16 protein-coding genes are annotated in these 22,836 nt (G+C 61.1%); 5 read left to right on the forward strand and 11 right to left on the reverse strand.

The window, feature by feature from the left end; genetic code table 11:
- Nucleotides 1–6: 6 nt before the first annotated feature.
- Both BUA94_RS17795 and BUA94_RS17800 read right to left on the reverse strand, forming a co-directional pair.
- Nucleotides 7–1,641 carry a (2,3-dihydroxybenzoyl)adenylate synthase gene (locus BUA94_RS17795; protein ID WP_073014672.1) on the reverse strand — a complete coding sequence of 545 codons (1,635 nt, stop codon included), beginning with the start codon at nucleotides 1,639–1,641 and terminating at the stop codon, nucleotides 7–9.
- Between the two features lie 32 nt (nucleotides 1,642–1,673).
- The gene (locus BUA94_RS17800) at nucleotides 1,674–2,855 is read right to left on the reverse strand and encodes an isochorismate synthase (protein ID WP_073014673.1); all 1,182 of its coding nucleotides are present in this window, start codon (nucleotides 2,853–2,855) and stop codon (nucleotides 1,674–1,676) included.
- 80 nt (nucleotides 2,856–2,935) lie between these two features.
- On the opposite strand from BUA94_RS17800, the gene BUA94_RS17805 reads away from it, so the two are divergent.
- From BUA94_RS17805 to BUA94_RS17815, 3 genes are all read left to right on the forward strand, one after another.
- Nucleotides 2,936–4,588: a condensation domain-containing protein gene (locus BUA94_RS17805; RefSeq protein WP_175558073.1), complete on the forward strand. Its 1,653-nt coding sequence runs from the start codon at nucleotides 2,936–2,938 to the stop codon at nucleotides 4,586–4,588.
- Nucleotides 4,589–4,602: 14 nt separating this feature from the next.
- Entirely contained in the window at nucleotides 4,603–7,692 is a 3,090-nt protein-coding gene (locus BUA94_RS17810) for an AMP-binding protein (RefSeq protein ID WP_073014675.1), read from the forward strand.
- 137 nt (nucleotides 7,693–7,829) lie between these two features.
- Nucleotides 7,830–9,191 (forward strand): condensation domain-containing protein, encoded by a 1,362-nt coding sequence (locus BUA94_RS17815; RefSeq protein WP_073014676.1) that lies wholly within the window; start codon nucleotides 7,830–7,832, stop codon nucleotides 9,189–9,191.
- 93 nt (nucleotides 9,192–9,284) lie between these two features.
- Here BUA94_RS17815 and BUA94_RS17820 read toward each other — a convergent pair whose 3' ends face one another.
- From BUA94_RS17820 to BUA94_RS17840, 5 genes are all read right to left on the reverse strand, one after another.
- On the reverse strand, nucleotides 9,285–12,257 hold the full coding sequence (locus tag BUA94_RS17820; protein WP_073014677.1) for a condensation domain-containing protein: 2,973 nt from the start codon (nucleotides 12,255–12,257) through the stop codon (nucleotides 9,285–9,287).
- Nucleotides 12,258–12,553: 296 nt separating this feature from the next.
- Nucleotides 12,554–13,519: an ABC transporter substrate-binding protein gene (locus tag BUA94_RS17825; protein ID WP_073014678.1), complete on the reverse strand. Its 966-nt coding sequence runs from the start codon at nucleotides 13,517–13,519 to the stop codon at nucleotides 12,554–12,556.
- 12 nt (nucleotides 13,520–13,531) lie between these two features.
- A complete protein-coding gene (locus tag BUA94_RS17830) occupies nucleotides 13,532–14,596 on the reverse strand; it encodes a FecCD family ABC transporter permease (protein ID WP_073014906.1) in 1,065 nt (354 codons plus the stop codon).
- Entirely contained in the window at nucleotides 14,596–15,609 is a 1,014-nt protein-coding gene (locus BUA94_RS17835; protein ID WP_073014679.1) for a FecCD family ABC transporter permease, read from the reverse strand. Before BUA94_RS17835 ends, BUA94_RS17830 begins: the two co-directional genes overlap by 1 nt.
- Nucleotides 15,609–16,394 (reverse strand): ABC transporter ATP-binding protein, encoded by a 786-nt coding sequence (locus BUA94_RS17840; protein WP_073014680.1) that lies wholly within the window; start codon nucleotides 16,392–16,394, stop codon nucleotides 15,609–15,611. The genes BUA94_RS17835 and BUA94_RS17840 overlap by 1 nt, the downstream gene beginning before the upstream one ends.
- A gap of 111 nt (nucleotides 16,395–16,505) precedes the next feature.
- Here BUA94_RS17840 and BUA94_RS17845 point away from each other — a divergent pair, with 111 nt between their 5' ends.
- Nucleotides 16,506–17,819, forward strand: a complete 1,314-nt coding sequence (locus BUA94_RS17845) for an NtaA/DmoA family FMN-dependent monooxygenase (protein ID WP_073014681.1) — start codon at nucleotides 16,506–16,508, stop codon at nucleotides 17,817–17,819.
- Nucleotides 17,820–17,924: 105 nt separating this feature from the next.
- Here the strand turns inward: BUA94_RS17845 and BUA94_RS17850 are convergent, their stop codons facing one another.
- The 4 genes from BUA94_RS17850 to BUA94_RS17865 all read right to left on the reverse strand — a co-directional run bounded on the left by BUA94_RS17850 (nucleotide 17,925) and on the right by BUA94_RS17865 (nucleotide 21,843).
- Complete coding sequence (locus BUA94_RS17850; RefSeq protein ID WP_073014682.1) at nucleotides 17,925–18,854, reverse strand: dihydrodipicolinate synthase family protein; 930 nt, start codon at nucleotides 18,852–18,854, stop codon at nucleotides 17,925–17,927.
- A 43-nt stretch (nucleotides 18,855–18,897) separates the two neighbouring features.
- A complete protein-coding gene (locus BUA94_RS17855; protein ID WP_073014683.1) occupies nucleotides 18,898–20,193 on the reverse strand; it encodes a TRAP transporter large permease in 1,296 nt (431 codons plus the stop codon).
- Nucleotides 20,190–20,753 (reverse strand): TRAP transporter small permease, encoded by a 564-nt coding sequence (locus BUA94_RS17860; protein ID WP_235860634.1) that lies wholly within the window; start codon nucleotides 20,751–20,753, stop codon nucleotides 20,190–20,192. The genes BUA94_RS17855 and BUA94_RS17860 overlap by 4 nt, the downstream gene beginning before the upstream one ends.
- An 82-nt stretch (nucleotides 20,754–20,835) precedes the next feature.
- Nucleotides 20,836–21,843 (reverse strand): sialic acid TRAP transporter substrate-binding protein SiaP, encoded by a 1,008-nt coding sequence (locus tag BUA94_RS17865; protein WP_073014684.1) that lies wholly within the window; start codon nucleotides 21,841–21,843, stop codon nucleotides 20,836–20,838.
- A gap of 210 nt (nucleotides 21,844–22,053) precedes the next feature.
- On the opposite strand from BUA94_RS17865, the gene BUA94_RS17870 reads away from it, so the two are divergent.
- Nucleotides 22,054–22,746 carry a GntR family transcriptional regulator gene (locus tag BUA94_RS17870; protein WP_235860635.1) on the forward strand — a complete coding sequence of 231 codons (693 nt, stop codon included), beginning with the start codon at nucleotides 22,054–22,056 and terminating at the stop codon, nucleotides 22,744–22,746.
- The last annotated feature ends 90 nt before the right edge of the window (nucleotides 22,747–22,836 follow it).

Consider the following 22,836-nt stretch of genomic DNA (forward strand, 5'->3'; position numbering starts at 1 on the left):
AGGCCTCTATTGAGTGGGGGCAAGTGAAAATGTCTGAGCAAGCTCGGCGCGAAGCTTCTTCTTGTCGGGCTTGCCAAAAGCTGTGAGGGGAATGGCGTCTGTGAAGCTGAACCGGTCCGGGAGCTTGTAGTCGGCGACGCCGAGCGCCATCAGATGCCGCCGAAGAGCGACGGGCTTGAGCCCGGCATCCGCAGTGACGATGACGGCACAGCTCTTTTCGCCGAGAGACGGATCCTGAATGGCTACCAGTGCGGCTTCGCGCACATCCGGGTGGAGCAGCAGCAGGCTTTCCACTTCTTCAGCGGCGATTTTCTCGCCACCCCGGTTGATCTGGTCCTTGACCCTTCCTACCACTCGCAGATAGCCGTCCGTTGTCCGGGTCACCAGGTCGCCGGAAAAATAGAAGCCATCCTCATCGAAGACGTCCGCATTGTGGTCCGGGCTCTGATAGTAGCCGCGGAAAGTGTAAGGTCCGCGCGTGGCAAGCCGGCCGGCTTCGCCATCCGTCACGGGCTTCCCATCCTCGCCGACGATCTTGATTTCGTCTGCGGGGCTGATCGGGCGGCCCTGGGTCGTGAAGACAATTTCGTCCGGGTCATCAAGGCGGGTGTAATTGACGAGCCCTTCAGCCATGCCAAACACCTGCTGCAGCTTGCATCCCAGAACGTCCGGAACCTGCCTTGCATGAGATTCAGGGAAATGGGCTCCGCCCACCTGAAGAAGCTTCAGGCTGTCCAGAGCACCGGGATGAGCCGGAGCTGTCTGGAGCCAGAGGTTGACCGCAGAAGGCACGAGCCCGGTCATGGTGACGCGATGCTTGCGGATCAGCTCGAAACAGGTGAGTGGCTCCGGGCTCGGCGACAGCACGACGCAGCCGCCAGCATGGAACACGCCAAGAGCCCCCGGGGAGCTCAGCGGGAAATTATGCCCGCAAGGCAACGCGCATAAGAACCGCGTTTCCGGGGTTAGTCCGCAGATTTCCGCACTCGCCCGGACGCTGTAATCGTAGTCATTGTGTGTCCGGGGGATCAGCTTTGGCGTGCCGGTGCTGCCTCCGGAAAGCTGGAAAAAGGCGACGTCTCCTGCATCTGTCGGCCCATGGTCCGGAACAGTGCCCTCGGGCGTTCTGCCGATCCAGAGCGAGAGGCTGGTTTCGGGAGCATCCTCGTCCAGCAGCAGCACCCGTAGTGGCTGCTCGAGTGTCTCCTGCAAGCCGCCGATAAAGGTGTCGGTCTTGAACAGCTCATGCTGGCGGCTCGCGATCAGAAGTTTCGGTCTGATCTGCTGCACATATGAGGTCAGTTCGTGCTGCCGGTGGCTGAAGAGCGCGTTGACCGGTGCGATTCCGGCTTTCAGCAGCGCAAAGAAGACGATGTAGAACTCTGCCAGATTGGGCAGCTGCACCAGAGCCGTGTCGCCTGGCCCCAACCCTTGCAAGGCGAGCCGCGCCGCCAGATTGGAGGAGAGCTGATCGAGCTCCCCGTAGGAGACCGACCGCTCCCCGCACAAGATCGCCGGTGCGGACGGGCGCAACCGGCATTGATCCTTGAGGATGCGCGTCAGCGGTTGATCGATCCAATAGCCGTTTGCACGATATTGCCCGGCCAGACCGGCCGGCCAGTGCTGGAAATCGATTGTCATGTGAGATCCTGGATTCTGGAACTGCCGCAGGTTCAGGCGGCGATGCCGCAAGCCTTCAGCATCGTGCCGAGCTTGGTCTGAACTTCCGCCCACTCGGTGTCCGGCTGGGACGCCTCGACGATACCGGCGCCAGCGAACAGTTTGATCCTGTCCCTGTCCACGATGCCGCAGCGGATGGTAATCGCCCATTCCCCGTTGCCCTCTGCATCGCACCAGCCGACAAGCCCGGTGAACAATCCCCGCTCGAACGGCTCGACAAACCGGATCAGCCGGTGGGCCAGCTCGGTCGGGAACCCGCAGACGGCTGGGGTCGGGTGAAGCAGACTGGCAAGCTGCAGGACCGTCATCGATGGATCGCTGATCTGTCCTTCGATCCGGGTGGACAGGTGCCACAGGGCGGCCGTGCTCAGAAGTGAAGGGGCTTCCGGGACGCTGATTTCCGAGCAATAGGGCGTCAGAATGCGCTGGATGTCCTGCACGACCAGGCTGTGCTCGTACTGGTCCTTTTCGGAGCGCAGCAGCAATTCAGCGGTCGCCTTGTCAGCAGAAGGATCGGCGAGGCGCTTTGTGGAGCCTGCCAGAGGATTGGAGAGGAACTTGCGTCCTTGCTTGCGGATGAGCAGTTCCGGGCTGACGCCAATCAGGTCTCCACCCTCGGGCAGAGGGATCTGGAACTGGTAGCCATCCTTGTTCTGCGCCCTGAGACTTGCCAGCAACCCGCCGACATCCACCGGTTCGGCGAACTGCAGTTCCCGCACCACCGACAGGACCGCCTTGCGGACGTCACTGTGCTGGAAATTCACGATGGCATGTTGGACAGCCCGTTTGAATCCAGCCTCGTCAGGATAGCTCTTCTGGCTGACAAGATCCGGCATTTCTCGAGCAAAGTCAGAAGCTTCTCCTGGCTCTCCTCGTGTCCGCCACTCATGCTGTTCCGGGACATAGAGACAGGATTCGTCTGCGAGATCGAACGGGATTGCCCCGATGACGACCGGGTTCTCCTGACCCGCCCTTCGGGCACGCTCCAGTGCAGCTTCCACAGCGTTCTGGAACAGGGCTCCGGCGGTATTGCCGCTCCTGACAGGGACCTGGATTCGCTCCCGGATACCCTCAGCATGCAGCTCCGTATTACCTGATGTGAAAAGAAACTTTCCCTTGGCTTCAGGCTGGGGGAGTGCGGCCTCAAAGGGCGCCGCTTGCGCTAGGGTTGTCATGGAGCGTCTCCTATATGACCGGTTGACCCATGCGAATACTTGAGTATTGTACTCATGTTTTGTCAATACCAAAAGTCGCAATGAAAAATCTCACACCCATGCAGGCCGCCTATTGGACTGGACGCCAGGCCACAGGTTTCCTGGGAAATGTTTCGGCCCATCTTTATGTGGAATTCGGCTGCGGTCGCATCGCGGTTGATCGGCTTGAGGCCGCCCTTCGTGCGACCTGCAAAGCCCATCCAATGCTGCGCATGCGCATCACCGATGATGGGCAGCAAGTCATTGGTGAAATTGAGAAAAGTCCTTTTCTAGAGGTCGAGGATCTGACGGCCCTCTCCCCTGAATCGCAGCAGATACGGCTCGCCGAGAAGCGCCGCCTCTGGACGGGCCGGTCCCTTGATCTCAGCCGCGGAGAAGCAGCGGCTTTCGGCGTCAGCCTGCTAACTGACACGTCCTGCCGGCTCCATGTCGATACGGACATGGCTGCCATCGACCCCCCGAGTTTTTGTCTCATTGTCGAAAGCCTGGCCCAGTTCTACGAGGCTCTCGACTCTGATGGACGCAAGCCATCTGCCACCTACTTTGACTGGCTGGACGCCAAGGCTGCGGATCCGGAGCTCGCCAAAAGGCAGGCGGAGGACAAAGCCTGGTGGAAGACGCACCTGGAGGAGATCCCACCCGCACCCAGCCTGCCGGCGAGAGCGGCGGGGCAATCGGCTCGAAGCGGCAGGCGCGCAGCGCAGCTTTCCAGCAATGAGCGCAAGTCACTGGAACGGTCGGCACGGGATCTGCGCATCACGTCCTCTGCCCTGATGCTGGGTCTTTTCGCCGCCGTGATCGGCAAGGCGACGGGCGACCAGAGGTTCCGGCTCAATGTTCCGATGTTCTGGCGCGAGCCCTATGTGGCGGACGTCGGCCGGATCGTCGGGGATTTTTCCAATGTTCTCATTCTCGGTGTCGATCTGGCGCCTGAGGCGAGTCTGGCAGACCTGAGCCAATGTCTGGCGGGTCGGCTGCGCGATCTCCTCGCCCATTCTGCCTATCCGGGGGTCAGCGTGACGCGCGATCTCTCGCGTCTTCACAGGTCCCTGCAGACTGCGCCCATCGTCTTTACCGCCGGACTGGACCTGCCCGAAGGAGATCTGTTCTCCGAACGTGTTGCCCGGGTGTTCGGGCCCATGATCTGGGCCATTTCCGAAGGCCCACAAGTTGCGCTCGATGCACAGGTCGCGGCGTTGGATGGCGGTATCCTGATCAATTGGGACATCCGTTATGACGCCTTGCCAGATGCCTGGATCGACGCGGCATTCGACAACTTCGTGTCTCTCGTGAAAGCCGTCGCCGCGGACCCTCGGACGCTGAAGCTTCCTGCGGCAAGTCTTCAGGCCGAAACCGCAACAGAAGTGTCCGGCAGAAGTCAGACGGAGCGCATGATCTGCGAGTTGCTCGGACGTCTTGTGCCGGGAGTGCGGCAAACTGGGCAAGGCCAGCAGACAATTGGGCAGCTCGGCCTTTCCGCCGAAGACAAGCGGGAGCTCACCGCGTTTCTTCAGCGCTACATCCCCTCTGCCTCCATTCACCCGGCAGATATCCCGCCGGAATGCTCCGTGGCCGCGCTCGCCGGTTTGATCAGTAAGAGGTCGCAAGGCGCTTCCGAAAGAGTGGCCCAGGCGTTCCTGGCTGCAATCACCCCTTCAGCTCGAGTGACTGCCAGCACAGAGCCGGCAGAATAACCCTGGAAAGATACATGGTATCCGAACTGACGTCCCTTCAGCGCGCCTACCTTCTCGGCAGAGGCGAGCATGTTCCCCTTGGCGGTGTTGCCATGCAGGAGTTCCGTGAGTATCGCGGCGCTCTCGATCTTGCCCTTTTCGAGGAAAGGCTGCACCGCCTTGCCGAAAGTCATGAAAGTCTGCGGACCGTCATCGATGCGGACACCGCATCAAGCCATGTGCTGGAAAATCCGGTTCTGAGTTTTTCCTTTATCGACCTTGGCGGCCTGTCTGCCGAAGCTGCCGAGCGCGAGCTTGAAAGGCGGAAGCAGGATTTCACCCATAAGCTGTTCGATCTGGCGACACCGCCCTGGCAGGTGATCGCCTTCCGCTTGCCGGAGACCAAAGAGGGAAGCTGCGACAGCCACGCGCTCTTCTTCCGGTTCGATGCCCTGGTCCTCGACGGACATTCCATCGCCGCCCTGATGAAGGAATTGTTTGAAGACACCGGAGGCGGGGCGGCTGTCCCCGGTCAGGTGCAGGCGGAAAAAGCGCCAGCACCGGAAGCGATTGAGGCGGATGCGGCCTATTGGCGACGCAAGCTGGCATCCTATGATGGCCCGCCAGAGCTTCCCTGGAAGGCGACTCTGGAGACGATCAGAACCTCCCGATACGAGCGGGCCGGACTGAGTATCGGCAAGGACCGGTTCAGCCAGCTGACACGCCTGGGGGCAAAGGCGGGGCTGTTCCGCAATTCCACCCTTTCGGCCGTCATTCTTGAAGTCCTGTCCCTCTGGGTGAGTGAAGGCGACCTTTATCTCGGCGTGCCCGCTGCCCCCCGGTCTGCAGAGGGCTATGCCAACCGGTCGACCTTCTTTGCGCTTAGGTGGGGCAAGGACAGGGATGTGCCCCTGGCCGAAAGGGCTGCCCTGCTTCAGCGGGACGTGCTGGAAGGGCTGGAACATCTGGCCTTTTCAGGTGTTGCGATCAACCGGCATCTGATGGAGGCTGGAGCTTCGGGCCGCGGGGTTGCTCTGCCGGTGGTTCTGACGAACGGTCTTGGCTGGCCGGTTCTCGATCCGGGTGCCGCCGTCAGGCTGCATGACAACCTGACGCAGACGCCTCAGGTCGCAATGGACATTCGCCTTTCCCTTGCGCCGGATGGCGGTCTCTCCATCGATATCGACTATGCGGTGGAGGCGCTGGATCGTGCGGTCATCGAGGATATCCTGTCGGCGCTCGACAAGGCGGTCACACAGATCTGCGAAAGCGGCGCCTTGCATGTGGAGGCCCGCTGTATCCTTGATCTCGGCCACTACCGCTTCAATGAGGCGGAGGACCAGTACGCTCCTGGCTTTTCCCTGCAGAAAATCGCGGATCATCTCTTCACGGCCGCCTCCGGACAAACAGCCCTTATCCATGGCTCTGACAGGATTTCCTACAAGGAACTTGGAAGAGGCGTGCACAAGGCTCTGACCTTCCTCGACCAGCGGAACATCACAAGAGGGCAGGTTGTCATTCTGGCGCTGCCGCGCTCGCCAGAGCAGACGATGATCATGCTGGCCTGCGCGCTCAGAGGCATCATCTGGGTTCCTGTCGATGCCAGCGCACCGCAGGAGCGGCGGAAGTTCATGTTCGGCAACTGCATCCCCGGCCAGATCATCGGGATTGAGGCTGTGGAGGGCTATGAGGTCATCTCACCGGCAACCGTTCTTGCGCAGGAGGGGGCGGGCGATCCATTTGCCCTGATAGCGCCGCTTCAGGACCTCTCCTCAAGTCCGGACGCAGCCTATTACCTCTATACCTCCGGCACGACGGGAAAGCCCAAGTGCGTCGTTCTGTCGAACCGGTCAACCGACAACGTCATCACCAGCACCAACAGGGAATGGGAGATCACTTCGGGTGACGTTTTCCTGTCCGTGAGCCCGCTGCATCACGATATGTCCGTCTACGAGGTTTTGGGCTGCCTGACGGCGGGTGCCACCCTCGTTCAGCCCGTTCAGGGCGAAGAAAAGGATGCGGTCCGCTGGAACCAGCTGATCGCAGAACATGGCGTGACAATCTGGTCGTCAGTGCCGACAATTCTGGAAATGCTTTTGTCCTGCCGGCAGGGGACGGAACTGGACAGCCTGCGTCTGATCAATCAGGGCGGCGACTATCTGAAGCCGGCGGTTATCGCCGAGCTGAGGCGCACAAACCCGTCGGCCCGCTTGAGTTCCATCGGTGGCCCGACGGAAACCACCATCTGGAGCATCTGGCACCGGATTTGTCCCGAAGACACGGGAAATATTCCCTATGGCCGCCCGCTTCCTGCGACGAGCTACTTTGTCCTGAATGAGCGGGGGGATCATTGCCCGACCGGTGTCGTTGGCCGGATCCATTCGTCTGGGGTGAGTACGGCTCTCGGATACCTGGAGCAGGGCGCCCTGCATCAGCATGACTTCATTACGATTACCGATGAGCACGGCGAGACTATGCGCGCGTTCCGCTCCGGTGACCGGGGAAAATACCGTCCGGACGGGCTTATTCTCTTCGACAGCCGTGTCCAGGGATACATCAAGGTGCGCGGCGTCAGGATTTCCATTCCGGATGTCGAGAACGCCCTGGTGACCCATCCCCATGTCGCCCGGATTCTCCTGGCGGATCTGGGGGACGAAAGACGCGGGGAAACGGAACTCGGTGCCCTTTACGAGCCTGTCGCGGGGGCTGATCTGACCGATGCGGATCTGCGCAATTATGCCCGTCAGCACCTGCAGGAATCCCATATTCCGTCCCGCTTCCTGAAGGTGGACAGCATTCCGCTTTCCGCAAATGGCAAGCCGGACAGGCGGCGGGCCAGAGAGCTTCTTTCGGCCTCCAGTCCCAGGCAGCCATCCGGGGGATCCGAAACGGCGCTTCCGGGCAGCCGGGTGCTCGACATCTATCTGGACGTGGTCGGGCAGGGCACGAGACCAGCCGCTGATGGCGCCACCGACTTCCTGACGCTCGGACTGCTGCCCTCTCATCTGAAGCAGATTTCCTCCCGGCTTTCCGAGGAATTCGGTGTCGCCCTGCCGCCCAGGGAGCTGCTCAGATGCCGGAACGCCAACCAGGTGGAACAACTCGTGGCCGCAGGCCGCAGTTGACCAGACAGAACCCGAGCCGCCTCATTCTCCGGGAAACGGCGCAATGACGTTTCATCCGTATCGACACACAAGGAGTACTGTTCATGTCGGACATTGGACCAGCCACCAGCCCGACCCCTGGACCAACCAGCTCTGGGATGCGGCTGACGTTGCCGCAACTCGATTTCTGGGAGGAGTTCACCTTCCATCCCGATCAGCCGGTTTCGACCGTGGCGCATTACATCGAGCTTGATGGGCAAGTCGACGAGGCGCTGCTGAAGCAGGCGATTGCGCAAACCATCCGGGAAGCCGAAATTCTGTCTGTCAGGTTCAGGGCGGACGGTGTGAATGAGCCCACGCAGGTCTGCGACCCGGAGTTCATGCCCGGCCTGACGGTAGAAGACCTGCGCACCGAGGCCGATCCGATGGCTGTTGCGCTTGCGCGAATGGAAGAGGATCTTGCCGCCCGGCTTGACCTCAGGAAGGACAGGCTGTCAGCTCATGTCCTCTACCGGGTCACAGACACGCGCTACCTTTGGTACATCCGCGCCCATCACATCATCGTCGACGGCTACGGCCTCGCCCTGATCGAGCAGCGATGCGCCGAACTCTACAATCACTCTCTCGGGCAAGGGCTTCCCGGTCTGCCATTTCACTCACTGTCCAGTTTTCTTGCAGAGGAAGACCGCTATCAGGCCAGTCATCAATGGGAAGCGGACAGGGCTTATTGGTCGGACTATTTCAACCAGACCAAGGACATCGAGGTTCTGGAGCGGGGCGATGAAGATTACGGCGGGCCCGGACTGCATGCACAGGTCTCCTTCCCGCAGGGGGTCAGCGAAGACCTGCGGACCATTGCGCGGGATCTCGACCTCGGCTGGCCGGATCTTCTGACGCTCTTGTGCAGCCTTTATCTTCTGGGCCAAGGTCCGGGAAACCGACGCCAGGCTGGCGATAAAGTGACCTTGTGGCTGCCCTTCATGAGCCGTTGGGGCAGCGTTGGCGCGCATCTGCCTGCGCTTCTGGTCAATATCCTGCCGTTCCAGGTCGAGACGCGGAAAAGCGAAGCCTTGTCCGCATTTCTGAAGCGCAGTGCAGGGGAGATGAGGCAGCAGAGGCGGCACAGCCGGTTCCGGATTGAGCAGATTTCCAAGGATCAGGGCCTGATGGATGGAAGCCGCTACTTCTTTTCGCCCCTGATCAATGTGCTGCCGTTCAACTCGCCGGTTTTCACTGGCTGCAAATCAGGGCGTCATATTCTGGGCAGCGGACCTGCGGATGGCTTCAACCTGACTTTCCGGGGCGAGGCGGATGCGGGCGGGCTGACCCTTCAGCTGGACGCGGATCCAAGCTTGACCGGGAAAGCGGAATTCGACCGCCACGCCCGGGACCTTCCCGCGTTCCTGGCACGCCTGCTTGTCCCTGAAATGCTTGACCACCCGGTTGGCAGCCTCGTCCCGGTTCCTCGGGCAACCGTGCAGGATGCTGCCGATCTGGCTGCAAAATGCTTTCCGATGTAGCAGGCAGACGGATTTGACCCGTTCAAGAGATTGAAAAACAAACCGCCCCGGATGAAGCGTCCGGGGCGGTTTTTGTTGCAGCTGTAGAGCTTGTCAGCCTCTGGGCAGAGCGGCCAGTTTCCGGTTCGAGGCGTCCGGCCGGGAAAAATGTTCGAACATGCCAGTCACGCAGGACCGGATCTCTTCGACCTGTGCCATTGAGTACCGCCTTGTTTGATAGCTCATCAGAACCCGGATCATCCGGTCTGCGCCAATGACTTCTTCCATGACCTCGAATTGCAGTCCGAGGTGAGATTCATGCTTGTCGGGATCAACCTGGCGGAAGTCGATTGTCCGGCCGTCAGGACCGGTCAGGCTGCCATTCAGCTTGTTCCGGGCGTGGATCTGGATGAACACATCGAACAGGTGGTCCTTTCCAGGTGTCATGCCGAGCGCTGCCTCGACCAGATCGATGGGAATGTCCGTATAAGGCATCGAGCCGTTGATCATGTCTTTCACGCTGCCGATCAATTCCCGGACGGAGGCATCGCGGGCAAACCGGACACGGTGCGCAACGACCGTGGTGAAGTAGCCGATCGTGTCGAAATAGTCGGAATCCGTCCGGCCCGATGCAGACGTGCCGATCACCAGGTCGCTGAGCTCTCCCAGTTTTTGAAGCGAGGTGGCGATGACTGCATAGACGACATTGAAGAGAGACGCGCCATTCTCCTTGGCCAGTGCATAAAGGCCCTCGGAAACAGTGTGATCCAGCTGCATCTCGACCCAGCCGCCGGCAACGGATCCATCCTGCGAGGTTTCTTGCGGGCCGTCTTCAAACAAGGTCAGCTCCCGGGGAGCATCCTGCAGCATATCCGTCCAGTAGGCGAGATGGTTATCCGCAACACCTTCGCGAACCTGCTTGCGTGCGAAGTCGATGAACGGAGCGGGCTGGCTGCTCCAGGTGGGGGCCTTACTACCGGCTCGCGCACTATAGGCGGTGGCGAGTTCATCCATGAGGAGGTTCACCGACCACTCATCGAGAGCGAGGTGATGGAACAGGAAAGACAACGTCTGACGTCCGGTCGCCGGATCGCGCAGGAAACGAAGACGGACCGGAAGCTCCTTGGACAGGTCGAAGCGATAGGCCGCTTCCACGTTCCGGTCCACGCCAGCGCTTTCCTCGCTGCGCCAGAACCACTTGTAGGCATCGAGCTTGCGGGCCGGGACAATTTCCTGATGAACGTCGCCGGTCTCCGTCTCAAAATAAAGCGTTCTGAGACCGGAATGGCGCTTCATCAAATCGAGGAACGCCTCGCCAAAAATGGCCTCGTCAACCGGATCGAGGAAATCCAGGGCAAAGGGCAGGTTGAAGATCTCGCCATACCCAAAGGCGGAATAGATCTTCCAGAGCGACATCTGCGCAAATCCCAGAGGCGCGTTGGCATCATCGGCCTGCGCAAGGTGGACCTCGACGTTGCCGTTGCCGATGACCTTGTTTGAGCCTTCGGTGAAGCGGGCATGACGCGCCAGTCCCGCCGCTGTCGGGTTGCTGAAGAGGTCGTTGAAGCGCACCTCGATGCAATGATTGTGCAGAAGGCGGCCGATGATGCGGGTTGCGACAAGCGAATGGCCGCCGAAATCGAAAAAGTCATCTGATGCTGCAAGATCCGGTGTTGCCAGCGCATCGCGGAATTCCTGGAGGATGGCCGCCTGAATGGCATCCCTCTCCTTGTCTGCGGAAGCTTCCGGAGCAAAGGGGACTGGATCGGCCAGAGACAAATCGTTGGAGATGGCTGGCAGGATCCCGCTTCTCAGATAACCGGCAAAGAGGTCCAGAAGCAGCGCCCCTCCGGCAGGTCTGATGTCCTGTCCCGTCACCAGTTCAAGGACAATCTCCCCGTCCGGACCGCGGCCAACCGCCAGATCCAGGCCACGCCGGGCCTCATGGGTCGGCAGTGGCAGGCGTTCCAGCGTGATGCTGCCGGTGCTGAAGAAGCGATGCAGGTCGGTGAGCCAGCGCACATGTACGGCAGGGACTGTTGCCGGAGAAACATCTGCCTGCTGCGGGCTGGTGCCGCCCTTTTTTTGCAATTGGGCCAGAACTTCAGCTTCCGCTTCGGCCAGTGTTGCCCGGCTTGAAACCGGAACGGGGATCAGGTTCCCGCCGGCAAAGGCTTCGGCCTGATCGCCAAGCTGGTCCTGAGGGGCGCCCGGGAAGACCGCGAGAACCGTCTCGTGACCTCCGAGTGCCGCAACAAAACGGGCAAATCTTGCACCAATTCCAGCAAGCAGATGGAGTGTGTCCTGCTCTGCCCCGAAGAGATCCTGCGCCAGTGCTGGCGGAAGACGGGCGCCAAATCGTCTTGCAAGACTGGCATCAAGGCTGGTGGTGACATCGGCCGTGCCAAAGGCGGTGATGGGGCCGTCATCTCCAGGTGCCTCCTGATGAAGCCATGCAACAGGCGCGGCAAGGACCCGGCTGAGGTCGAGCTCAAGCGGCTCCCTCCGGCTGGTCTGCATCAGCGCCTTGTTGTCATAGGCCCTCGCCAGATTGTCGAGGATTTCCTCGGGGCAATTGGTCTCTTCCAGGATGCGATGCATAAGAAGCCCCAGAATGACTTCCCCGCCACAGAAGATCAGGAGTGCCTTGAACGGAGCTTCTGTTTCGCTGATCCAGGGGGCTTTCTGATGGGCAAGAACAAGTGCAACGGCCTCTTGCCGGGTCTTGGCCTGAAGGATCTCAAGCGTTCCCCGGCCATCTGGAACTGGTTCCTTCAGAAGCTCGCCGTCCTCGCTGAACCTGTAGCGCATCGAGAGTTCCGGGTCGGTTTTTGTGAGAGTGTCAAAGGCGGTCAGCAGCCGGGCAATATCCGGCTTGCCTGCGATCCGGTAGGCAATTGCGTGACGGAGAACCGGCGCTTGGTCCTGCTGCTGGGCAAGCCAGATCCGCTCCTGATGGCGGGTCACGGCTTCGGCCGGAGCGACCGTCGAGGCGGGGGAGGGGGCATTTTGCTCAAGCGACTTGAGGTCCTCATCAAAGCGCACAAACTCAGTGGCCGTCAGCAGACGGTCGAAAGCTCCGGTCATGGCTGTCTCCGGTAGTCAGTTTGGGTGTTGTTTGCTTGCCTGGAAAACTCGGCGGCACAATCAGCCGGACAATTGCCCGCGGCCGCGGATGAGCTCTTTGAGTGAGCAGATCGAAGTTGCATCTTGTATCAAGCGCACCCATTTGGCGCAATAAAACTTGTATATAATACTCAAGTTTTATTGCGCCGCGAGACCTGCAGGACTACCGGCGGTTTCATCACATCGGGCAAAAAAAGACCCGGGCCGCGGTGAGGCGGTCCGGGTTCAGATCAATTATTTTTAAGCTGCGAGCGGTCTCAGCGCTTCCGGGCACTCCAGCTTTCCATTGCCGTCAGCATGTGTTCGGCGCTTGCCACGCTCGGCGTGATCACCTTGGCGGGATCAACGAAAAGGACCCGGTCTTCGAGAGCCGGTTTCATGAACTTGTCCCAGCCGGGCACGATCTTGCTCAGGGACGCGCGGGTGCCTGCTTCATCACGCCCGCCGCCCATGTAGCTGTTGAGCAGGATCAGGACATCCGGGTTGAGCTTGCCGAATTCTTCCGCGCTCAGCGGCATCAGCATCATGCCTCCCCCTGCGGGGGCAGCACCGCTCGGAGCCCCGACATCGAGCCGCTTGTAGCCCAGGTCCTCAACGGCCTGAACGAGGCCCGTGGAATTCCCGACAACATTGAGCTGGTCCGTCAGGAAGATGGCGAGATATGTCTTGCCGTCCGCGCTTTCCGGAAGGTTGGCGCGAAGGGCTTCAAGCTGCTTCTCGTAGCTGGCCTTGCGGGCAGCAAAGGCATCTTCCCGTCCGACCAGAGCCGCAAGATCCTCTTCCACGTCAAATCCATAGACTTTCGCGCTGCCCACGTTCTGCAAATAGACCGGTGCGACCGTGGCAAGCTGATCGGCTTTGCCGGCATCCAGTTCGGAAGCCAGGATCAGGTCCGGCTCCAGGGCACGCAGCCTTTCGAGATCCAGCTGACCGACCGGACCGAAGCCTTTCGGCTTGGGATGGCCCTCTCCCAGAACGCTGTCGATGAAGTCGACCGCAATGACGAAGCTGCCGTCATCCTTGCGGCCAAAGCTGCCGGTGATGCCGACGCCGATATCCATCAGCGGGATGCCAAGCAGAGGCTCATGCATCACGACGATATGGGCCGGATGTTCGGGCAGGGTAACCGTCCGGCCAGCATCATCGGTGACTGTCCGCCCATCCGCGAGGGCAGGAGCCGCCGATAGCAGCGTTGCGGCTAGGCAGGGGACCAGAAAACGCATGAGAGGTGCCTTTCAATGGGACTGGAGTTTGCGCAACGCCTGAAGGCGCAGCGTGAGGATGAAGAGCGGAACGCCAACCAGGGTGAGTGCGAGACCAAGGGGCAAGGGCAGGGCGCCATCGGTGCTCCGCGTCAGGGCATCTGCGGCAATGACCAGAATGCCCCCCATGAGACCGGACAGGAACAGCCGCGCCCGCGCCACTGCGGGGGAGAGGAAGCTTGCGATGTGGGGCGCGAGCACGCCGAGGAAGATCAAAGGACCGACGGCGGTAACGGCGGCGGCATTCAGCACGACGGCCGCCAGCAGAACCAGCGGCCGTGACTGGCGCACCGGTTCGCCAAGGGCCATCGCCATGTTGGTGCCGAGGTCATAAGCCGCCATGGCCGGCCCCAGAAGGAAGGCCGCAACCACGCTTGCCGCAAACAGGGGTACAAAGAAGGCGATGATGGACCAGTTGGCCTGAAACAGGGAGCCAGCCAGCCACTCGGACAGGGCAATGGAGGTTTCCGTTGGCAGATAGAGCAGCAGCAGGGCGCCGAAGGACGACAGCACCGTCTCGACTGCGATGCCCATGAGAACGATGGAGAGCCCGCTGGACCGTTCCCCTCCGACCAGCCACAGCAGAAGAGCGGCGACACTCAGGCCGCCGAAAAGGGCGGCAAGCGTGACCATGCTCTTGGGCGCGGCGGGCATCAGCACCAGAAGCAGCATGATCATCAGCATGGAACCCTGGCTGAACCCGAAAAGCCCCGGATCGGCGAGCGGATTCTTGGCAATCGACTGAAGCATCGCGCCCGAAAGGGCCACGGCCCAGCCCACCATGAAGCCGAGAATGATTCTCGGCAGACGGACTGTCCAGAGCGCAAAGTCTTCTGCTCCGGCAAGGTTTTCTCCGAAAAGGGAGCGGACCAGATCTGACAGTCCTGTGTGTGTCAGCCCGAGGCCGGTGGAGGCCGCGGCGAGGGTCAGGGCCGCCAGAAGCAGGAAGAGGCCCGCGAGCAGGTTGCCGGTTCCAAGCTGCAGGCCATTGGCAAGGCGCAGCACCCGTTTGCCATCCGTCGCTCTTGTCATCTTGATCATGCTGCTTCCCTGCTGCCGGCAGACAGATAGAACCGTTTGACGATTACGATGAAGACGATGCCGCCAACGAGGTCGGTCACCAGTCCGGTGTTGATGACAAAAGGTTGGAACGCCTCTCTGGCCAGAAGGTCCGCCAGGAGACAGGCACTTGCCCCGCACAGAAGCGATGCGGGCAGGGCATGGACCAGATTGTTGCCTGCAAAGGGGCGGACGATATGGGGGATCACCAGTCCGACGAAGCCGATCGGCCCGCAGACAGCAACGGCCGATCCAGTGCCCAGGACTGCGGCAGTGATGGCAGCGCGGGACACCAGAGGCACATTCACCCCGGCTGAGGCCGCCTTGTCCTCGCCAAACAGGATCAGTGTCAGGGGCCGGGCCAGCAACAGCAGGACGAGCACGGCAGCGGCTCCAATCCACCAGAACATGGCCAGGCGGTCGATGTAGACGTGGTTGATGTTGCCGGTCACCCAGCTGAGAAAATCCGCCCGTCTGGCAGGATCAGACAGGAGCAGTGCATTGGTCATGCCGGTAAACAGCATGGACACCAGAGCTCCGGACAGGATCAGCGACAGGCCGCGCGGATCATTGCGGCGGCCGGCAAACCTCGCAACCGCCAGACAGGCCAGGAAGCCGGTAATCGCCCCGGCAAGAGCTGCCAGACCTTGCACTGCGGCGTCTGCATCAAGCAGAAGCGCGGCAGCGACCAGAAACAGCGCCGCACCGGAATTGACGCCAAGCGTTGCGGGCGAGGCCAGGGGATTGCGCACCAGGCTTTGCAGCACAAACCCGCTGGCTGCCGCGATGCTTCCGGCATAGACCGCAATCACGCTGCGCGGCAGGCGCTGAAACAGGAGAACGGCATCCTCATAGCTATTCACCTCGAAATGAACGAGGGATAGCGCCAAACCCGGTAAGGAGGCCGGAGAAAAGCCGAAGAAGAGGTGCAACGGCAGGACAAGCGCAAGCAGAAGCCCTGAGAGACTGAGGAAAAGCCCCCGCCGCTCCATCATGACGCCCCTGCCGATCCGGTGCGCTCCGGGAAGCAGACCAGACGGCCGTCCCGCGGGAAGATTTGTGTCTTCAGGCCAAAGACATCCTCGATCGCGCGGCTTGTGATCGTTTCGGCCACCGGACCGGCCTTGATGCAGGTTCCCGCCCTTAGAAGAACAACCTCGTCGGCAAATGCCGTGGTCAGGTTCAGGTCATGCAGAACCGTGATCACTGTCTTGCCATGGGTTTCGACCAGATCGCGGACGAGCTCAAGCACGGCGAACTGGTATTTCATGTCGAGATGATTGACCGGTTCATCCATCAGGACCACGTCCGTGTCCTGCGCCAGAACCATGGCAATCCAGGCTCTCTGGCGCTGGCCGCCGGAGAGCTTGTTGACCGGAAAACCGGCCCGGTCGCTCAGTCCCACGGTCTCCAGCACCTGCCTGTAGAGCGCCCTGTCGCGCTCCGTCGGGCCGCCGCCCAGGGAGTAGCGGGCATAGCCGGCCAGTTCGATCAACTCGCCAAGGGTCATGTAGTCGGGACAGAAGCATTCCTGGGGCAGGTAGGCGATCCGCCGGGCGAGCTTCTTCCGGCTGATGCCTGCGACCGGCTCACCGTCCAGCAGCACATCACCGCCGGTGAGCGGGAGAAATCCCATGATCGCTTTCAGCAGGCTGGACTTGCCGCAACCGTTCGGCCCAACCACGGCTGTCAGCCGCCCTTTCGGGAACCGGATGGACACATCGCTCAGGACCGCGGTGCTTCCATAGGCTGCGCTTAACTGTCGCGTTTCCAGCACTTTTGACCTCTTGACCTTCTGCAATGCAGAAGTCTTTATACCATCCGAAACGCGCCAGCAAATCCTAAGCCAGCCTTTCACCTCCCTCCCAATTCAAGCGAGAGCAGTTCCATGGCTCCTTCAAAACAATTGCATATCGGCATGTCCCTTGCGCCGACCTGGCTCAGCGGCGACGCCTGGAGGCGAGCGGATAGCGGGGTGGAGGGACTGTTCAGCAGCGGCTTCTATCTGGATATCGCGCGCCGCGCCGAGGCGGCCAAGATCGACTTCGCCTTTCTGCCGGATTCCCTGTTTCTTCATACCGGCCTGCTTGAGGGCGGCTCCGGCTTCGCAAGCCTCGACCCGAGCATGCTCCTGGCGTCAATCGCGCACGGAACCTCGAAGATCGGGTTGCTGTCGACCGCTTCAACGACCTTCTATCCGCCCTATATCGTGGCCCGCCAGATCCAGTCCCTCAATTGGATCAGCAATGGCCGCGCCGGCTGGAACATCGTGACGGCCCTGGATGGGAACGGCAATTTCGGCCTTTCGGAAATGCCGAGCCCGGAAGAGCGCTATGCCCGCGCCGCTGAGTTCACGGAAGTCGTAAAGCGCCTTTGGGAAAGCTTTCCACGCGAGGCCTTGTCGTTGGACCGGGATGGAGGCCGCTTTGCCGATGCGGGTCTCGTCCGGCCGATTGATCACGAAGGCCCGTTCTTCTCAGTCAAGGGGCCGTTGAACCTGCCGAATTTCGGCAAGGCGCCGGTTCCTCTCGTCCAGGCAGGCGCGTCTGAAGCCGGGCGGGACTTTGCCGCTTCGGTTGCCGATGCGATCTTTGCCTCCACTCCGGACAAGACGGCAGCACTGGATTTGCGGAAGGATCTGCGCAGCCGTGCGGAAGGCCATGGACGCAAGGGGGACGATATCCGGGTCTTGCCGGGCCTGAGCCTCTATCTTGCGTCGTCCCGCGCAGAGGCGCAGGAGCTTTTTGCCGAAACCAACGCCCGGGTGAGCCGTGCCCGCAGTCTCGGAACGGTGCGCGAAATGACCGGCCTGGACCTCTCGGACTGGCCGGAAAACAGGCAGGTGAAAGCGTCTGACCTGCCGCCGCCGCCGGAGAAGGTGCGCAGCCGCACCCATTCGGGTCTGCTGCGGAGGATGATCGAGCGGGACGAGCCGACGGTAGCAGATCTGTTGCGCCGTCCGGAGGTCATTGGTTCTGCCCATTGGCTGGTGATCGGCACGCCGGGGGATGCGGTGGACGCAATCCGGGATTGGGCACACTCCGGCGCAATCGACGGCTTCGTCGGCTTCCCGGGCGGCTCCATGGATGCGGTCAGTCTGTTCCTGAGCGAAACCGTTCCCGCCCTGACCGAGCAGGGCCTTTTTCGCAAGGACTACAGCGGCTCGACCTTTTTCGATCACCTCACCGAGAATGGCTGCTGAGCACCGAGGCTTATCCGGAACCGGCCCTTCAGGGCCGGGCCGGGATCTCGATTTTCTGATCTGGATGCGGCAAGCGGCCCGGGTTCCCGGACCGCGTCTGTAGGTTCAGAGCGCCTTGATGCGGGCGCGGAAGTGGTCTGCACCGGCCATGATCTGGTCGAGGATCGGGGCGAGGCCCCAGAACTTCTCAAAAATGTCGAAGGAAACCGTGCGGCTGTGGGTGCTTTTGAACGTGCCGATGCGGCGGTGATATTCCTTGGCAAGCTTCGGATAACCCATCGGCTCGGACATGGCGGACAGCACCAGGAAGGTGTTCAGTTCGCTTGCGAGGCCCGGATGCTTTGCACCGTGATCCATCAACCAGCGGTAAAGGTCCGGATGAAAGTTGTTCATCACCCCTGAGAAGCCCTGTCCTCCCGCCTGAATGGCGGGCCAGGCAATGGCGGCATTGGCGTTGTTGATGGCAAGGGGCGTGCCCCTCGTCAGGTTCAGCCGGTGCTTGACCGCGTCAAGATCGCAGGACACGTCCTTCAGGAAGGCAAAGCGGCCGCTTTGGGCGCAGAAATTAAGTTCGTCGTCGGTCAGAAGCCGGCGGTAGGGGGCCGGACACTCATAAAGGCCAAGGGTCAGGTCGGAGGGCAGGGCGCCCAGCAACCGGGTGATCGCATCGGTCAGGGTGCAGCCGCCCTTCTGGTCCTGATCCAGCCTGTTGGTGACAAGCACCACCGCATCGACGCCTGCGTCGGCTGCGGCCTTCAATTCGGCCTTCTGGTCATCCTCGCTGGCAGAGACGTGGCCGGAGGCAACAACCGGTATGCGGCCAGCCACCTTTGCGACCGTGAAACGGGCGAGGTCCCGACGCTCCTCGAGAGAGAGAAACTGCATTTCCGAGGATTGGCAGACGGCAAAGAGACCGCTTGCGCCCTTGGCGACATACCACTCGAGCAGGGCCTCATAGCCCTCCCAGTCGATGGTGTTGTCATCGTGGAAGGGGGTGATTACGACGGGAAAGATGCCAGTAAGAGCGTGCGGCATGTCTCGAAAGTCCTTGTAGGAACGCAGAAGGCTTCCGGCTTCCTTAGCCGGCGTATCCAAAGAGCTGCGGGAGAAACAGGGTGATCCCGGGGAAGAGGATCAGGAGCAGGAGGGCAAACACCAGAACGGCGAGAAACAGCCAGATTTCCCGGATGATCTCGACGAGCGGGATGCCGGTGACGGCGTTGATGACGAAAAGCAGGATGCCGTAGGGCGGCGTGATCAGACCGATCATGCAATTGACCACGGCGACCACGCCGAAATGCACCAGGTCGATGCCCAGCTCGCGGCAGGCGGGCAGGAACAACGGAATGATCACCAGAATGATGGTCGAGGCATCGAGGACGCAGCCCAGCAGCAGGATCAGCACATTGACCGAGAGCAGGAAGGTCAGGGGCGACACATCCAGCCCGACCAGGGCCTGTGCCACCAGATTGGGAATGTTCTCGGAGGCCACGATGTAGTTCAGGATCAGCGCGCCGCCGATCACGATGCCGACGGAGGCGGAGGACCGGGCACTGGAGACCAGGATCGAATAGAAGGTCGAGAGTTTCAGGGCCCGGTAGAAGACCGCCGACAGGATCAGGGCGTAGAGCGCGGCAACGGCAGCCGCTTCCGTCGGTGTCGTGACGCCGCCATAGATGCCGTAGAGCAGGATTGCCGGCATCAGCAGGGCCGGAAAGGCCTCGAACGTGAGCTTCGGAACTTCGGCAAGAGCAATCGGCTCTTCCAGAGCGAACTTGCGGCGGTGAGAAATCCAGCCGTTCAGCAGCATCAGGACGAGGCCGATCAGCAGACCCGGCAGGATGCCCCCCAGGAACAGAAAGCCTATCGAACTGTTGGAGACCAGCGCGTAAAGCACCATGGGGATCGAGGGCGGAATGATCGGGCCGATGGTGGCGGAGGCCGCGGTGATCGCGGCTGCATAGCCGCGCGTGTAATGGCCGGACTTGGTCATCATCTCGATGATGATCTTGCCGATGCCCGCCGCATCGGCCACCGCCGATCCGGACATGCCGGAAAAGACCAGGGAGGCCAGGATGTTGACGTGACCGAGCCCGCCTCTGAAACGGCCGACCAGGGCAATGCAGAAGCGCAGCAGCCGGTCGGAAATCGTGCCCGCGTTCATGATGTTGGCTGCGACGATGAACAGCGGTACGGCGAGCAGGATGAAGCTCTGGAACAGTCCGTCGACCAGGACCTTGCCGGCAACGCCGATGCTCTGGCCGCTGGCCGCCAGATAGACGAAGGAGCCAACGATGATGGCATAGGCAATGGGCGCGCCCATCGCTGCGATCACGAACAGCACCACCAGGCAGAGAAGAAATGCGAGGCTCATTCGTCCAGCCGTCCTTCGCTTGTGTGTTGGGGTTCGCTCATGCTGCTGCGGAACGCCTGCCAGACGCGCCAGAAGTACCTTGCGGGCACGGCGATCAGGAACAGGATGTAGATCGCATAGACGTCCCGCATCCGGATCCAGTCGCCGAACAGGTCGGACAGGGTGGCGGTCTTCTTCAGGCGCAGGATCTTGAACCGGTCCCAGGTCGGATCGATCGACAGCAGCAGACCGATGCCGATCGCCAGACCGGTGACAATGATGAAGCCCCTGCGGACACGGTCCGGCACGGCAAAATAGAGAATGTCGAAGGACACATGGTCCTGGTCCCGGACCACGAAGGCATTGCCCCAGAACACCAGCCAGAGCCAGAGTGCCAGGCAGAACTCCAGCGTCCAGCCGAAGTTGGACGGCTCCAGCCACGGAAAGGTATCCGGGATCCAGACAATCCGGGCTGTATAGCGGATTACGACTTGCAGGATGAAAGTCGCGAACATCGCTGCCATCATGAAGGCGGCCACAGCCTCGGCGAGCTGCAGCAACGGTTTGCTGATGCGGTTCAAGACCGGCCCTCCCGGCAAGGCGCCATCAAGGCAGAGAAGATGGGAGGGGCGGGCAGACCCGCCCCTCGGTTCATCTCAAGGATCAGTTGCCGAGGGCGTTGATCTTTTCCAGAACGCCTTCGGGCCAGGCTGCGGCAAAGGACGAGCCCACATACTGGGCCTGAACATGCTCGCGGAAGGCCTTCAGGTCTGGCTCATAGATTTCGAGACCCTTGTCCTTCAGGAAGGCAACAAGGTCTTCTTCCTTCTTGAGCTGTGCTTGACGGCCGTTTTCGGCAGCGTCTTCCGCGGCCTTTTGAACGGCTGCCTGCTGGTCAGGGGTCAGCTTGTCCCAGACCGCCTTGGAAAAGGCGATGTAGTTCAGGTCGACAAGATGCGAGGTCAGGCTGATCTGCTTGGTGACTTCATAGAACTTGGCATCCACCACGGTCGGCAGCGGGTTGTCCTGGCCATCGACCGATCCGGTCTGCAGGGCCGTGTAGACTTCCGTGAAGGCCATCGGGGTCGGGTTCGCGCCAAGGGCCTTGCCCAGGAACTGCCAGGCGTCGCTGCCCGGCATGCGCAGGTTCACGCCTGCCAGATCCGCCGGAGTCATGACGTTCTTTTCCGACCGGGGGAAGCGCAGGTTCACGTGACGGCGGCCAAGATACATCACGGCCAGAAGCTTCACGCCCAGCTCGTCCTCAACCTTCTTCTTGAACGGATCCATCAGGGGATCATTGAAGACCTTCACCTGATGGGCTGCGTCCTGATGCACGTAACCCGTTGCGAAGATCGAGAATTCGGGGAAGAAGGTGGCGAGTTCCTGGGCCGAGGCGATCGACATTTCCAGATCGCCAGCGGAAATGGCTTCCAGCTCCGAGCCCTGGGCCACGAGCGATGCGTTGTAGTGGGGCTCGTAGGTGGCAAAGCCTTCGACGGCCGGGCCGAAGACGGTTGCAAGTGAAATAGAGCGCTGATCGGAATCCGATGCAGGTGTGGACATGCGCAGCGTGATCTTGTCCTGCGCGAAGGCGCCAAGGCTCGTGCCTGCCAGCGCAATTGCTCCAACTGCCGCCGTGAACACGCGGCGGGTCATTTTCATGGTCATGTTGTCTCCTCCCAAGAGTTGCCGCTTGTGCAGCCAGAAAGCTCCTCCAGCTCTCGGGTTGCGCGGCAGTCCGGCATTGCCGGTCACGAAGGCATCGTTGTCGATGACATTCGCGCTGACAAGTCCATAGCTAACATGTTAGTTTGTTGTTATCAACAATGCGGCAGGCACAGAATGCAAGGCCGCTCAAAAACAGGTTGGGAGGACAAGGTGAAAGACCGCACATCCGGGGCGGAGGTTTCACTCCGTCAGGTTGCCTATCAGCGGATCGAAGCGCTTCTCAATGCGGGCACGCTGGTGCCGGGGCAGGTCATTTCCCAGCGCGAACTGGTGGAAATGACGGAAACCACGCTCGGCTCCGTCCGTGAGGCCATTCCCCGCTTCGAGGCCGAGGGACTGCTGGTAACCCTGCCACAGCGAGGCCTGATGGTGCCCAGCCTGGACGTGAGCTTCATCCGCGATGCCTATCAGTTGCGCCTGATCCTGGAGACGGCCGCCGTTCCGGATGTCGTCCGCAAGATTGACCGGGCGCAGATCGCAACCTGGCTGGACTGGCACAATGAGGCCCGGCAGCAGCTTGCCGGGGGAGCCGCTTCGGCGGAACTGCCGCAGGATCTGCAGTATCGGGATTGGGACATACATTCCCAGATCGTTCATGCCACGGGCAATCAGTTGATGGCCAATGTCTACCGGGTGAATGCGATCAAGATCCGCATGACGGTGCAGACGCGCATCCGGGTCACGCAGCAGAACGCTCAGCGGGTGATCGGAGAGCATATTGCCTTTCTCGAGCCTTTGCTGGCCGGCAATGTTGCCGCAGCCCAGGCGGCGCTGGGCCGCCACATCGGCAATTCCCTGCGCCATGCCTTGGGTGATGAGCTGCTTTCCCCGTTGACGGCTTGAGGCTTCGTTTCGTCTCAGGCTTTTGGAGGATGGTTCCTGCGCAGGGACTTGCTAGGATCGCCTTCGAAAACAAACCGGTCACGGGAGGAC

It is taken from the genome of Roseibium suaedae, assembly GCF_900142725.1.
Taxonomy (GTDB): Bacteria; Pseudomonadota; Alphaproteobacteria; order Rhizobiales; family Stappiaceae; genus Roseibium; species Roseibium suaedae.

What these genes read in the sequence shown, in the direction of transcription:
- BUA94_RS17820 (WP_073014677.1), bottom strand. Translation starts at nt 12,257, where the DNA reads ATGACCGGAGCTTTCGACCGTCTGCTGACGGCCACTGAGTTTGTGCGC.
- BUA94_RS17805 (WP_175558073.1), top strand. Translation starts at nt 2,936, where the DNA reads ATGAAAAATCTCACACCCATGCAGGCCGCCTATTGGACTGGACGCCAG.
- BUA94_RS17850 (WP_073014682.1), bottom strand. Translation starts at nt 18,854, where the DNA reads ATGCCGCACGCTCTTACTGGCATCTTTCCCGTCGTAATCACCCCCTTC.
- BUA94_RS17835 (WP_073014679.1), bottom strand. Translation starts at nt 15,609, where the DNA reads ATGGAGCGGCGGGGGCTTTTCCTCAGTCTCTCAGGGCTTCTGCTTGCG.
- BUA94_RS17855 (WP_073014683.1), bottom strand. Translation starts at nt 20,193, where the DNA reads ATGAGCCTCGCATTTCTTCTCTGCCTGGTGGTGCTGTTCGTGATCGCA.
- BUA94_RS17845 (WP_073014681.1), top strand. Translation starts at nt 16,506, where the DNA reads ATGGCTCCTTCAAAACAATTGCATATCGGCATGTCCCTTGCGCCGACC.
- BUA94_RS17815 (WP_073014676.1), top strand. Translation starts at nt 7,830, where the DNA reads ATGCGGCTGACGTTGCCGCAACTCGATTTCTGGGAGGAGTTCACCTTC.
- BUA94_RS17865 (WP_073014684.1), bottom strand. Translation starts at nt 21,843, where the DNA reads ATGACCATGAAAATGACCCGCCGCGTGTTCACGGCGGCAGTTGGAGCA.
- BUA94_RS17800 (WP_073014673.1), bottom strand. Translation starts at nt 2,855, where the DNA reads ATGACAACCCTAGCGCAAGCGGCGCCCTTTGAGGCCGCACTCCCCCAG.
- BUA94_RS17795 (WP_073014672.1), bottom strand. Translation starts at nt 1,641, where the DNA reads ATGACAATCGATTTCCAGCACTGGCCGGCCGGTCTGGCCGGGCAATAT.
- BUA94_RS17810 (WP_073014675.1), top strand. Translation starts at nt 4,603, where the DNA reads ATGGTATCCGAACTGACGTCCCTTCAGCGCGCCTACCTTCTCGGCAGA.
- BUA94_RS17825 (WP_073014678.1), bottom strand. Translation starts at nt 13,519, where the DNA reads ATGCGTTTTCTGGTCCCCTGCCTAGCCGCAACGCTGCTATCGGCGGCT.